This window comes from Brevundimonas sp. NPDC058933, assembly GCF_049315965.1.
Lineage (GTDB): Bacteria > Pseudomonadota > Alphaproteobacteria > Caulobacterales > Caulobacteraceae > Brevundimonas.
Window position 1 is genome coordinate 199,025 of the sequence record NZ_JBMOSL010000002.1, and the last position, 12,462, is coordinate 211,486.

Below are 12,462 nucleotides of genomic sequence, written 5' to 3' on the forward strand. Positions count from 1 at the left end.
GCCTTGCGGCTCCGGCCCGGTCGGATAACCATGCGCCCGGACGCAGGAGAACGCCCGAATGACCGACGCCGCCGCCGCCGCCGCCCTCTTCCTCGGCCAGTCCTTCGAGGGCGCCGCTGAAAACCTGCTGTTCAAGCGCGCCAACCGCCACGGCGTGGTGGCCGGCGCCACCGGCACCGGCAAGACCGTAACGCTGCAGATCATGGCCCAGGGCTTTTCCGACGCGGGCGTCCCGGTCTTCTGCGCGGACGTCAAGGGCGACCTGTCGGGCATCAGCCAGGCGGGAAATGTGGAGAAGTTCGCCGAGCGCGCCGGCGCCATGGGGCTGAGCCTGACCGGCAAGGCCGCGCCCGTGGTCTTCTGGGACCTTTACGGTCAGAAGGGCCACCCGATCCGCGCCACGGTCTCGGACGTCGGCCCTACGCTTCTGGCCCGGATGCTGGAGTTGAACGACGTGCAGGAAGGCGTCCTGACCGTCGCCTTCCATGTCGCCGACAAGGAAGGCCTGCTGCTGCTGGACCTCGAGGACCTGCGCGCCCTGCTGGCCTATGTCGGAGAGAACGCCCAGACCATCGGCCGGGAGGTCGGCAATGTCTCGCCAACCTCCATCGCCGCCATCCAGCGCGCCCTGCTGCAACTGGAACAGCAGGGCGGCAAGGCCTTCTTCGGCGAGCCGGCCCTGCGGCTGGAGGACATGATGCGCACCTCGCTGGACGGGCGGGGTCAGGTGAACGTCCTCGACGCGACGCGGCTGATGAACAGCCCGCGCCTCTACGCCGCCTTCCTGCTGTGGCTGCTGTCGGAACTGTTCGAACAACTGCCCGAGATCGGCGACCCAGAGAAGCCGCGCCTGGTCTTCTTCTTCGACGAGGCCCACCTGCTGTTCAACGACGCGCCCCGGGGCCTGCTGGAAAAGGTCGAGCAGGTGGTGCGCCTGATCCGTTCCAAGGGGGTCGGGGTCTATTTCGTCACCCAGAACCCGGCCGACATCCCGGACACCGTCCTGGCCCAACTGGGCAACCGGGTGCAGCACGCCCTGCGCGCCTATACCCCGGCCGAACAGAAGGGCCTGCGCGCCGCAGCGCAGAGCTTCCGCACCAATCCCGCCTTCGATACCGCCGAGGCCATTCAGGGGCTGGGGGTGGGCGAGGCCCTGGTCTCGACCCTTGACGACAAGGGCGCCCCGACCGTGGTGGCCCAGACCAAGATCCGTCCGCCGGACTCGCGCCTGGGCCCCGCCACCGACGCCGAACGCGCCGCCGTCATGGCGGCCAGCCCGGTGCGCGGGACCTATGACACCGCCATCAACCGCGAGTCCGCCGAAGAGGTCCTGAAAGCCCGCCGCGCCCAGGCCGAGCGCATCGAGGCTGAAGCCGCCAGCGCCTCCGCCGAGGCCAAGGCCGCCGAAAGGGCGACCCGCTCGGCGCCCGCGCCGACCCGCGAACGCGCCGCGCCGCGCGCCCGCGCCTCATCCCGCCAGACGCCGATGGAGGCCCTGACCAAGTCCGTCCTGCGCACCGCAGGCACAACCATCACCCGCGAACTCCTGCGCGGCGTCCTGGGCAGCCTCAAGCGGCGGTAGAGAGAGTCAGCAAAGGGTGGGAAGCAGACTTGTAGCTGGATGGTATATGGTTCCTAGCGAAGGCTGATATGAAGCGAGGGAACGTGTTGGGTCGGTTGTTTGGCGAGAAGCTATCGGGCCGTGAGCTTGCGCTAAATCAAGCGGCACGACCGCCGCGATCAATCACCTTTCTGCTGCTAGCGATGCGCTTGCTGGCAATTGGTGTGATGCTTGCTTCTGCGTTCCACGTCAAAGATCGGCTGCCGATCGCGGGGCAATGGCTGAGCGCCGAGTGGTGGCGCGGGATAGCGGTTATTATCCCTCTGCTACTCGTGCCAGAAGCGGTGGAATGGTTCTACAGGCGTCGAGCGAAATCGCGATTAGCTGATCGTAAGAAGACTTTGGATTGGCCACAGTAGGCAATTCGGAAGGCCTTCCATGACGTCCGCAACGGGTCGTGAAGCGAAGTTCGCTTAAGGGTGTTAGCGGACTTGTTCGCCCACGGCTTCAGATCAGTTATGATCCACCACACAGCGTCGCAGTAGGGAATATCGATGTCGACCTATGGTCTGATCTCGCTAGCGTCAGCACTACTTGGCGCAACGGTTCTCGATCCGTTGAGGAGAGAATCCACCCGCTTTCAGGGACGCAGATCGCATCTGCCTTCAGCGGGAAGGCGATGAAGTATGTGAGCGAGATCAGTATTGGGGGATACGCTGGAGTCTTCTGTCCCGACGGAACCTATGCTCGCCCCCGTCACCGAGTTGGACCTGTCCGAGGGTCATACGTGATCTCGGAAGGCATCATCTTTGTGGAGGGTGAGGGTCGGCCTCCTCAGGCCATGCGCCTTCAGGTATTTGGCGACGCTAGCGGCGGCGTTTTCGTAAAGCGGGACGACTCCCCCCTGGCTGAAGTTCACTTGGAGACTCCCCTACCGGGTTGGTGCCCTAGCTAGGCGAGAAGGTGTCCTATGGGTCGAATGCAGCCTGACCTCCCCGCCTCACCCCTTCGGCGTCAGCCGCCACATCCGTAAGGGATGCCGCACGGCGCCGGCTTCCTGCCCCGCCGCATCCCCCCGGCCGATATAGAGGTCGGCGCGGACGGGGCCGCGGATGGCCGAGCCGGTGTCGAGCGCCATGACCAGGCCGCGGTAGCTGGCCCTGGCCCCGATCAGGTTGCCGCCGTCGGCCTCGATCCAGACGGCGTCGCCATAGGTCCAGTGCGACGGGTCCACGGCCACCGAACGGCGCGCGGGCAGGGGAACGCCGGCGGCGCCGGTCGCCTCGTCGCCTTTATCCGGGCTGATGGCGAAGAAGATGTAGCGCGGGTTCAACGCCATCACCTCACGGGCCTCGGCCCCGCGGTGGGCCGCCAGCCAGGCGCGGATGGCGTCGCCCGAAGTGCCGTTCTGTGGCAGCAGGCCCCGCTCCGCCATGGGGCGGGCGATGCCGACGAACCTAGCGCCATTGTCGGCGGCGTAGGCGGCGCGCAGTCGGGCGCCGTCCGGGAAGGTCAGGGTTCCGGATCCCTGTATCTGCAGGAAGAAGAGGTCCTCGGCCCGCATCCAGGCCAGCACCGACGACCGGGCCGATCCGGCTTCGATCGCGGCGCGATCGCCGACCTCGGAAAGATTGGTCGGGCGGCTGAGGACCGGGGCGTCGAACTCCGCATCAGGCGCGCCACGCGCAGGATACTCGGGAGCGAAATAGGCGGTCAGCAGACCGGCGCGGCCGTTATCCGTCCGCGCTTCGGTCGCGACGAAGTGGGTCTCGAGAAAGCTGCGGGCGTCGCTGGGCGACAGCCGCCGGTCCGCCAGGTCCCGGGCGCGGGCGCAGACGGCCGCAGCCCCAGCCCCTTTGGCGCGGCCGCAGCCGGCGACATAGGCGCGGAAGGCGGCCAGATGGTCTTCCTGGGCCCAGCCGGGCAGGGCCGCCAGGCTCAGACCTTCGCCCGCGGTCGGCGGCGAAACCGGACCCGGACCCGGACCCGGACCGGGATCAGGCGAAACCGGCGAAACGACGGGCGGGGCCGAAGCGCAAGCGGCCACGAACATCAGGAACGAGAGGGCGCCGACCCTGGCCGCGCCAGACCGAGCCGAGGTCGAGGCGGACGGCAGGACGACGGCGCGCATCAGGCGTTGGCCGGCTCGACACGGGCCAGGGCCCAGTTGGGGTCCGCCGCGCCAAGCGTACGCTCGAAGGTCCACAACTCGGCGGTGCGACGCTCCTCGGTCGCGGCCTCGCCCACGGCTGGGGTCACGGTGCTGCGCATTTCCGCCAGGAAGCGGACCTTGGCGATGGCGCGCTCGTCCTTGACCGTAGCCAACTCGAGATCGGCGCGCGGGGGATGCAGGAATTCGGTCTGCTCGCGGTCGCCGCGCGCTTCGCGCGCCGCAATGCCCGCTTCGAACGAAGTCATGACCGCCGGCGTCAGCAAGGGCCGCAAGGCGTCGCGATCGCCCGCAGCATAGCCTCGGACGATGGTCTCATAGGCCTGGCGGGCGCCTTCGACAAAGCGAGCCGGGTCGAAGGCCGGGTCGCGCGCCTTGAGCCCCGCCACGGCGGCGGCCGTGACCGGGTCCACCCCGGGCGTCAGGGCCGGCGCCGCCTGTCCGGGCGCGGTCGTTTGCGGCAAGCGGGCGTCTTCCTGCGGCTGGCGGCCCACCTTCTTGCCCAGCACGTTGTAGAGCATGAACAGCAGCACCGCGGCGACGATGGCGAACATGACGATCTGGAATTGTACGGGCACGGGGCTTCCCTGGGATTAGCGCGCGCCCCGGGGTTCAACGGACGCGCATCTGTTATTGTGAGGATTAGGGGGCGATCCTGTCCGGCGCAAGGCGAGGGGGCTTCAGAACGCGGGTCTCGCCGTTGCGGCCAATAGCCTCGCCGTGGTAGTCGCGGCCCCTTCACCCCGGACCCGGAGCGGTCCGGCGTCCCCTTGGTTTTCAGACTGACGGCTATCTTCATGACCGACGCCACCGCCCCCGCCGACACCGCCGCCAACGGCCAGACCGAGCCGATGGAAGGCCAGGGCCAGCCAGCCGGTCCCGGCTTCCGCATTCTGGCGCAATACGTCCGCGACCTGTCCTTCGAGAACCCGCGCGCCCCGGAAAGCCTGCGTATCGAAGGCAAGCCCGCCATCGACATGGGCGTGGAGATGAACGCCGCCGGTCGTCCCGACGGTCTGTTCGAGCTGGACCTGAAGCTGTCGGTCAAGGCCACGGGCGACGACAAGAACGCCGTGTTTCACGTGGAACTCGTCTATGGCGGCCTGTTCGCCCTGACGGGCGTCGCGCCCCAGGACATCGAGCCCATGCTGCTGATCGAATGCCCGCGCTACCTCTTCCCCTTCGCCCGTCAGGTCATCGCCCAGGCCACATCGGACGGCGGTTTCTACCCGCCCTTCATGGTCGACCCGATCGACTTCGCCGCCATCTACGTCGCCCGTCAGCAGCAGATCGCCAGCGGCCCGGCCGAAACCGGTCAGGCATAACTTCTAAGGAAGACCGCCAACGCGAGGCGCGCGGCGCCTCGCTGCTTGAGCGGAAGGTTTGGGGGCGTCCGTGGGGCGCCCCCTTTTCTATGTCTATAAGGGAGCGCGAGCCGCTGTGCTGAAGGTCATCGCCGAAGACTTCATCAAGCCCCAACACATCGAGGCGGTCATGCCGCTCTATCGTGAACTGGTGCGGCTGACGCGCGAAGAGCCGCTTTGCCTCGCCTATGATCTGTTCACGGATCAGCGCCAGCCCGGCCACTTCATCTTCATCGAGGAATGGCCCGATCAGGCCGCGCTGGACGTCCACTGCGCCAGCGAACATTTCCGCCGCCTGGTCCCGCAGATCGACGCCTTTCAGGAGAAGCCGGGGACCTACATCCTGATGGACCCCGCGCTTTAGGCCGCCGCCTCGTCCTTGACCTCGACGGTCACGCCGTAGCCAGCCCAGAGGCTAAAATCCTTCAGCGAGGATTTCAGGAAGGCCAGATGCGCCGCCTGTTCCGCCTCGGTCGAGCGCAAGGGCAGGGGATGGGGTCGCGCCCCGTGGCTGACCGAGGCGGCCGCCGCCACGGCTTGCGGGCTGCGAGCCGTGGTCAGGTCCAGCGCCCGTTCCTTGCCGCCGCGCAGTTCCAGATAGACTTCGGCCAGCAGGCGGGAGTCGATCAGGGCGCCGTGCAGGGTGCGGTCCACCAACGAGATCTTGAAGCGCTTGCACAGGGCGTCCAGGGAGTTGGGCATCCCCGGAAAGCGTTTCTGCGCCAACTGAAGCGTGTCGATCCAGCGCTCCTGCAGCGGCGGTTTCTGGCCGATGCGGCTGTACTCGAAGTCGATGAAGTTGCGGTCGAAGTTGGCGTTGTGCGCGATCAGGGGCGCATCGCCGATAAAGTCCAGCAGGTCGGCGGCGATCTCATGGAACTTGGGCGCGTTCTTGACGTGGTCGTCGGTGATGCCGTGCACCCGGATCGCGTCCGGCGGGATCAACCGCTCAGGGTTGACCAGACGGTGAAACGTCCGGCCCGTCGGCAGCAGGTCGTGAATCTCGATACAGCCGACCTCGATCAGGCGGTCGCCGGTCTTGGGATCGAATCCGGTGGTTTCGGTGTCGAGAACGATTTCGCGGGCCATGCCCCTTAATGCGGTAAGCCGCGCCCGGGCGAAAGAGCCGGCTCAGTCTCGGGCCGGCGGCGTCCACGACGGATCAAGGACTGTCCCCACGATTCCGCGCACCTGATCCCGTGCGGCGTCCAGGCCCCGGCCCGTATCGACCAGGAAGTCCGCGCAGCGGCGTTTTTCGGCGTCGGGCGTCTGGCGGGCCAGGATGGCCTCGAACCGTTCGCGAGTCATGGCGGGACGGGCGAGAACACGCGTCGCCTGCACCTCGGGATCAGCGGTGACCACGACCACGGCGTCCACGAAGGCGTCGCCGCCCGTCTCAAACAAGAGGGGGATGTCGAGGACGGCCAGCCGAACGCCCTCAGCTCGCGCCTTGGCCAGAGCCTCGGCCCGGTCCTGCGCCACCAGAGGATGGACGATGGCCTCCAGACGCTTGAACGCGTCTTCGTCGCGCCCCAGAGCCGCCGCCAGTCGCGTGCGGTCCACGGCGCCGTCGACCACCACGTCGGCAAAAGCCTTGTCCAGCGAGGCGACCGCCGCTCCGCCCGGTGCATAGAGCCGATGCACGGCGGCGTCGGCGTCCCACAGCAGGGCCCCTTCGTCGGCGAACATCCGGGCCGTGGTGGACTTGCCCATGCCGATCGAGCCCGTCAGACCGAGGACGATCACGCCGCGTCGCCCAGATGGCTCAACAGCAGGGCGCGCAGGTCCAGCGGCGGAGGCGGGCGCCGGAACAGGGCCGTGAATGACGGAGTCGCCTGGCCGATCAGCATAGCCAGGCCGTCCACCGTGGTGAGGCCTCGGGCTTTCGCCGCCGCGAGGAAGGGGGTGACGACGGGCTTGTAGGTCATGTCCATGACCACGGCGTCCGGCTTCAAGACCGACAGATCAATCCCCGGCTGCACGCTCAGGGCGTTGATGACCAGATCGGCCGAGGCCAGAGCTGTCTCATCGGCCACCTTAACCGACGGCCCTAGATCGGCGGCGAGGGCCTCGGCCCGGTCGCGCGAGCGGTTGAGGATGCGAATGCCGGCCCCTGCCTCGATCAGGGCGCCCGCGCCCGCTCGCGCCGCCCCGCCAGCGCCCAGCATAACGACGACGGCGCCCTGCAGGTTCAGGGCCGGCGCCTGTTCGGCCAAGGCATAAAGAACGCCGACGCCGTCCGAGCTGTCGGCAAACACACGACCGTCCTCAAACACCAGGATATTGGCCGAGCCCGTCGCCTGAGCGGCCTTGCTGGCCTCACTCGCCAGGGCGAAAGCCTGTTGCTTGAAGGGAGCCGTGACGTTCAGCCCCTGGACCAGGCCGGCGCGACCGGCAGCCACCAGAGCATCGAACCCTGCGGCGTCTTTCGGCGCGAACGGCGCATAGACGCCGTCGATGCCACCGGCCTCCAGCCAGGCGTTGTGAATCACGGGGCTGAGCGAATGGCTGACGGGCTGGCCGGCGATGCCGGCCAGCAGGGCGGCGCCGGTGATACGATTTGGCGTAGGGGAGGGGCTCACGAGACAATCACTCCGGCGCGGCGCAGTTCGGCCAGAACCGGCCACAGCGGCAGGCCCAGAACGGTGAAATAGTCGCCCTCGACCGCCTCGAACAGCTGCGAGCCCAGGCCCTCCAGCCGGTAGGAGCCGACGCAGGCCAGCAGGGCCTCGCCCTCGGCCGCCAGATAGGCATCGAGGAAGGCGTCGGAAAAGTCGCGCATCTTCATCTCGACCGTATCGACGCCGGACCAGACCACCTGACCGTTGCGGGCCAGGGCCGCGCCGGAATGCAGGTGATGGCTGCGGCCGCGCATGGCCATCAACCGCTCGCGCGCCGCCGCCAGAGTCGGCGCCTTGGAGACCAGGCCGCCGTCAAAGGCCAGGGTCTGATCGGCGCCCAGGACCCAGGCCTCGGCGTCGTGGCGCGACACGGCCAGGGCCTTGGCCCGCGCCAGCTCCACCGCCAGTTCGACCGGATCGACGCCCGGCGTCTTCAGCGCGTCCTCGTCCACATCGGCCACCTGTACCGTAAAGGGCACGCCCGCCTCGGTCAGGATGGCGCGTCGCGCCGCGCTCTTTGAGGCCAGGATCAGTCGTTCGCCGTCGTTTTTCACCAGGCAGTCCCCACGCGGCGCGTCCGCCGCTCGCTCAGAAGGTTGATGATGGCCGCCGCAGTCTCCTCGACCGAGCGGCGGGTCACGTCGATCGTCGGCCAGCCGCGCCGCTCAAAGGCGCGCCGCGCCTTGACCGTTTCCTCGCGCACCGCATCGTGGTCGACATAGTCCGAGGCGTGGTGGGCGTTCAGCCCCTCCAGTCGGTTGCGGCGGATCTGCACCAGCCGATCGGGCGAGACCGTCAGACCGACGACCAGGGGGTTCTTCAGCTGCATCAACCGCTCGCCGTCCTCCTGACCCGGCACCAGCGGCACATTGGCGGCGCGGATGCCGCGGTTGGCCAGATAGATGCAGGTCGGGGTCTTGGAGGTGCGGCTGACGCCGCACAAGACCACATCGGCATGCTCCAGCTGCTCCAGCGTGCCCTGGCCGTCGTCGTGGGCGATGGCGAAGTCCAGGGCGCCGATGCGGTTGAAATAGCCGTGGTCCAGAGCGTGCTGGGCCCCGACGCGGGTCGAGATATTGGTCCCCAGATAGCCCGACAGCGCGCCGACCAGCGGATCCAGGGCCCCGATCTGCGGCGTTTGCAGCCGACGGCAGCCATCCTCCAACTGCTCGCGCAGTTCCCGGTCGACCAGGGTATGCAGAACCACGCCAGGCGCCCCCGCGACCTCTTCCAGCACCCGCTCCATCTGCTTGGCTGAACGGACGAGGGCGTAGATGTGTTCGATGGGAATGACGCCGTCGAAACGGGCGATCACCGCCTTGGCCATGGCGTTCAGGGTCTCGCCGGTCGAATCCGAGACCAGGTGGACGTGGAAATAGGTGGCGAGACGCGACGACGGTCGGGCGGGGCTCATGACTTTGATCGTCTCCTCATCCTCGGTCGCCTCGGTCGATAGTGTCGGCCTATGTCCCCGCAGCCTGTGTAAAAGTCGGGGCGCCGTTCGACATCGACTGGGCGCCGAATCCTCTAGCAAGCCCCGCTCCCGGTCGCGAGCGGGGATCGCGGGCGCCAATGGTCGAACGGCGCCTGGAGTCGTTCATGCAGGCGCCGAATTTCTATCCTCACCCGGGGATAAGGCGCCTTGTCCAGAATTGGCGCCCGGCGCCTTTCCCACAACGGCGCCCAGGTCGGACTCCCGTCACAGCGGATTCGGCAAGTGTTATCCCCGCAATCAACACACTATCGCCGGGGTCGTCGGATTGGTTCACTCGAAATCGGGGAGAAACCTGTCGATCGACGGTATGGCCGCGAACTATCCCCGCATTCCAGCGCCCTGCTTCCATCCTCCAATTCTTTCAAATTCTTATTCTTGAATAGGGATTGAGGCTTGGGGGTGTGCATCCTAAAGCCCAAGGCATGAGCACTCCTCTTCTGATCCAGGCTCTCCAGGGCCAGACTACGACCCGTCCGCCCGTGTGGTTCATGCGTCAGGCCGGGCGCTACCTGCCGGAATACCGAGAGCTGCGGGCCAAGGCGCCGGACTTCATCGCCTTCTGCATGAACCCGGAGATGGCGGCCGAGGCGACGCTTCAGCCGATGCGCCGCTTCGGCTTCGACGCGGCCATCGTCTTCGCCGACATCCTGCTGATCCCGGGCGCTCTGGGACAAAAGGTCTGGTTCGAAGCCGGTGAAGGTCCGCGTCTTGGCGCCCTGCCGTCGGTGGAGTCGATGCGGGAGCTGGCTGACCAGGCAGGGGAAGCCCTGAAGTCGGTGGGCCAGACCCTGAGCCTTGTTCGTGCTGAACTGGATCCGTCAAAGGCTCTGATCGGGTTCGCCGGCGCGCCCTGGACCGTGGCCACCTATATGCTGGACGGCGAAGCCCGCACCATTGGCAAGGGGGAGCGCGCCACGGCCCGCACCTATGCCTATGCCGAGCCGGAAAAGGTCGCCGCCCTTCTCGAGGTTCTGGTCGAGTCCACCGCCCATTATCTGAAGATGCAGCAGGACGCGGGCGCCCAGGTTCTGAAGATCTTCGAGAGCTGGGCCGAGGGCCTGCCCGACGATCTGTTCGAAAGCCTCGTCCTGAAGCCTCACCAGGCGCTTGTGGCCCGCGCCCGGGCCCTGGGGGTCACCGTGCCGCTCATCGGCTTCCCGAGGGGCTCTGCGGCGCTTGCAGAGCGTTACGCCAGCAGTTGCGACGTTCAGGCCGTGGCGCTGGACACCGCCTGTCCTCTGGAGGTTGGTAAACGGGTCCAGGCCATCAAGCCGATCCAGGGCGCGCTCGATCCGCTTCTCCTCCGCGCCGGCGGTCCCGCGCTGGATCGCCGCGTCGATCAACTGATGGAGGCCTGGGGCCAGGGGCCGTGGATCTTCAACCTGGGCCACGGGATCCTGCCGGACGTCCCGATCGCTCACGTGGAACAGGTCCTGCGCCGGATCGGAGCTCAGTGATCATGACCGCCGAGCCGAGCCGATCGAACCGGCGCGTGGCCGTGGTGCTGACCAATCTCGGCGGGCCTGATGGGCCGGAGGCGGTGAAACCCTTCCTGTTCAACCTGTTCAACGACCCGGCCATCATCGGCTTGCCGGCCATAGTGCGCACGCCCCTGGCGCGGCTGATCTCCTCACGGCGCGAGAAATCGGCTCAGGCCAACTACGCCCTGATGGGGGGGGGCTCGCCGCTGCTGCCCGAGACCCTGAAACAGGCCGCCGCCCTGTCTGAGGTGCTCGCGGACGCGGCGCCCGGCGATGAGACCGAGGTCTTCATCGCCATGCGCTACTGGCACCCCTTTACCGAGGACACGGCCCGCGCGGTGGCGGATTTCCAGCCCGACCATGTCGTGCTTCTGCCCCTCTATCCGCAGTTCTCGACCACGACGACGGCCTCTTCGCTCAAGGTCTGGAACGAGGCCTACAAGGGGCCTGGCGAGGTTCACGCCGTCTGCTGCTATCCCGACGCCGAGGGTCTGGTCGAGGCTCAGGCCAAGCTGATCCGCGAGACCATGGATCGTGCCGAGGGCCAGCCCGTGCGCGTGCTGTTTTCGGCCCATGGCATTCCAGAAAAACTGGTCGCCGCCGGCGATCCCTATCAGGCTCAGGTCGAGACCACGGTCGCAGCGATCGTCGCCCGCATGGGTCTGACGGACTGGGCCATTTGTTATCAGAGCCGGGTCGGGCCGCTGAAATGGCTGGGACCGGCTACGCCCCAGGCTATCGAACAGGCAGGGCGGGACGGCGTCGGCGCCGTGGTGGTGCCGATCGCCTTCGTCTCCGAACACATCGAAACCCTGGTCGAGCTGGATCTGGAATACGGGGAACTGGCCGCGCACGTCGGCTGCGCCCCCTATCTGCGCACGCCCGCCGTCGGCATTGAGCCGTCCTTCATCGCGGCCCTGGCCCAGGCCGTCGAGGCCGCATTAGGGACCTCGGGCGTGGCGCCGCAGGGCCCGTCGAAGGGGGGACCATGCGCCCGCTTGAAAGCCTGTCCCAGCGGTTGTTCAAAGGCGGCCTGACCGGTCGAGGGGATCCTTATGGACTATTATAATCTCGCGCGCGGACTTCACATCCTGGCGGTGATCGCCTGGATGGCCGGCATGCTCTTCCTGCCGCGTCTGTTCGCCTATGACGCCGAGCAGAACGCCAGGCCCGAGCCCTTGCGCGGCGAAATGCAGGCCCTGTTGCGCCTGTGGCAGTCGCGGCTTCTACGCATCATCATCAATCCGGCCATGATCCTGGCCTTCGTCTTCGGCGGCTGGCTGCTGTGGCTGCGCAGCGGCGACGGCGCCGACTGGAGCTTTGCGCACCAGCCCTGGATGGTGACCAAGCTGGTCGGTGTCTTCCTGTTGGCGGGTTGGCACGGTTTCCTGGCCGGTCAGCGAAAGAAGATCGTTGCAGGCACGTCGAAATATTCGGGTCGCTTCTGGCGCATGACCAACGAGATTCCCTTCCTGCTGGCCATCGTCATGGTGCTGTCCGTCACCCTTGAATGGACATTCTAGGGGCGATAACGCTCCCGGGGGGGGGTCGCTTGCCGCCTGACCGCCAGCCTTTCTGATACCGCCTTGCTTGACGCGGTTGGGTCATTCGTGGTTCCGCTCGTGGTGAACCGTTCGACGTGATCCCATTGCGATCCGCAGGGCGTTCCCTCTCTTCTTGCGACGCCTGCCGGATTGATCCTGCGGGAGCCCGTCGTCCCCCCTCTGGCCGCAAGGCCGCGACATCGACAGACGAACCGCCCTCAACGCT

13 protein-coding genes are annotated in these 12,462 nt (G+C 67.3%); 6 read left to right on the forward strand and 7 right to left on the reverse strand.

What is annotated here, in order from left to right:
* The first annotated feature begins 58 nt into the window (after window positions 1–58).
* Window positions 59–1,582: a helicase HerA-like domain-containing protein gene (locus ACOZBP_RS06855; RefSeq protein WP_422675654.1), complete on the forward strand. Its 1,524-nt coding sequence runs from the start codon at window positions 59–61 to the stop codon at window positions 1,580–1,582.
* A gap of 979 nt (window positions 1,583–2,561) precedes the next feature.
* On the opposite strand, the gene ACOZBP_RS06860 is transcribed toward ACOZBP_RS06855, so the two are convergent.
* Together ACOZBP_RS06860 and timA are read right to left on the reverse strand one after the other, a co-directional pair.
* Window positions 2,562–3,692 carry an MltA domain-containing protein gene (locus tag ACOZBP_RS06860; protein ID WP_422675655.1) on the reverse strand — a complete coding sequence of 377 codons (1,131 nt, stop codon included), beginning with the start codon at window positions 3,690–3,692 and terminating at the stop codon, window positions 2,562–2,564.
* Window positions 3,692–4,309, reverse strand: a complete 618-nt coding sequence (gene timA / locus ACOZBP_RS06865; RefSeq protein ID WP_422675656.1) for a TIM44-related membrane protein TimA — start codon at window positions 4,307–4,309, stop codon at window positions 3,692–3,694. Before timA ends, ACOZBP_RS06860 begins: the two co-directional genes overlap by 1 nt.
* Before the next feature lie 219 nt (window positions 4,310–4,528).
* Here timA and secB point away from each other — a divergent pair, with 219 nt between their 5' ends.
* Both secB and ACOZBP_RS06875 read left to right on the forward strand, forming a co-directional pair.
* Window positions 4,529–5,056: a protein-export chaperone SecB gene (gene secB, locus ACOZBP_RS06870; RefSeq protein ID WP_422675657.1), complete on the forward strand. Its 528-nt coding sequence runs from the start codon at window positions 4,529–4,531 to the stop codon at window positions 5,054–5,056.
* A 70-nt stretch (window positions 5,057–5,126) separates the two neighbouring features.
* Complete coding sequence (locus tag ACOZBP_RS06875) at window positions 5,127–5,459, forward strand: putative quinol monooxygenase (protein ID WP_422675658.1); 333 nt, start codon at window positions 5,127–5,129, stop codon at window positions 5,457–5,459.
* On the opposite strand, the gene dnaQ is transcribed toward ACOZBP_RS06875, so the two are convergent.
* The 5 genes from dnaQ to ACOZBP_RS06900 are packed head-to-tail and all read right to left on the reverse strand — an operon-like array spanning window position 5,456 to window position 9,130.
* Window positions 5,456–6,184 carry a DNA polymerase III subunit epsilon gene (gene dnaQ / locus ACOZBP_RS06880; RefSeq protein WP_422675659.1) on the reverse strand — a complete coding sequence of 243 codons (729 nt, stop codon included), beginning with the start codon at window positions 6,182–6,184 and terminating at the stop codon, window positions 5,456–5,458. The genes ACOZBP_RS06875 and dnaQ overlap by 4 nt on opposite strands.
* Before the next feature lie 42 nt (window positions 6,185–6,226).
* Window positions 6,227–6,841, reverse strand: coding sequence for a dephospho-CoA kinase (coaE, locus tag ACOZBP_RS06885; RefSeq protein ID WP_422675660.1), 615 nt, complete (start codon window positions 6,839–6,841; stop codon window positions 6,227–6,229).
* Entirely contained in the window at window positions 6,838–7,677 is an 840-nt protein-coding gene (locus ACOZBP_RS06890) for a shikimate dehydrogenase family protein (RefSeq protein WP_422675661.1), read from the reverse strand. The genes coaE and ACOZBP_RS06890 overlap by 4 nt, the downstream gene beginning before the upstream one ends.
* On the reverse strand, window positions 7,674–8,273 hold the full coding sequence (locus ACOZBP_RS06895; RefSeq protein WP_422675911.1) for a Maf family protein: 600 nt from the start codon (window positions 8,271–8,273) through the stop codon (window positions 7,674–7,676). Before ACOZBP_RS06895 ends, ACOZBP_RS06890 begins: the two co-directional genes overlap by 4 nt.
* On the reverse strand, window positions 8,267–9,130 hold the full coding sequence (locus ACOZBP_RS06900) for a pyruvate, water dikinase regulatory protein (RefSeq protein ID WP_422675662.1): 864 nt from the start codon (window positions 9,128–9,130) through the stop codon (window positions 8,267–8,269). The genes ACOZBP_RS06895 and ACOZBP_RS06900 overlap by 7 nt, the downstream gene beginning before the upstream one ends.
* A 503-nt stretch (window positions 9,131–9,633) precedes the next feature.
* On the opposite strand from ACOZBP_RS06900, the gene hemE reads away from it, so the two are divergent.
* The 3 genes from hemE to ACOZBP_RS06915 are packed head-to-tail and all read left to right on the forward strand — an operon-like array spanning window position 9,634 to window position 12,215.
* On the forward strand, window positions 9,634–10,668 hold the full coding sequence (gene hemE / locus ACOZBP_RS06905) for a uroporphyrinogen decarboxylase (protein WP_422675663.1): 1,035 nt from the start codon (window positions 9,634–9,636) through the stop codon (window positions 10,666–10,668).
* 2 nt (window positions 10,669–10,670) lie between these two features.
* Window positions 10,671–11,729 (forward strand): ferrochelatase, encoded by a 1,059-nt coding sequence (gene hemH, locus ACOZBP_RS06910; protein WP_422675664.1) that lies wholly within the window; start codon window positions 10,671–10,673, stop codon window positions 11,727–11,729.
* A gap of 18 nt (window positions 11,730–11,747) precedes the next feature.
* The gene (locus tag ACOZBP_RS06915; RefSeq protein ID WP_422675665.1) at window positions 11,748–12,215 is read left to right on the forward strand and encodes a CopD family protein; all 468 of its coding nucleotides are present in this window, start codon (window positions 11,748–11,750) and stop codon (window positions 12,213–12,215) included.
* Window positions 12,216–12,462 lie beyond the last annotated feature (247 nt).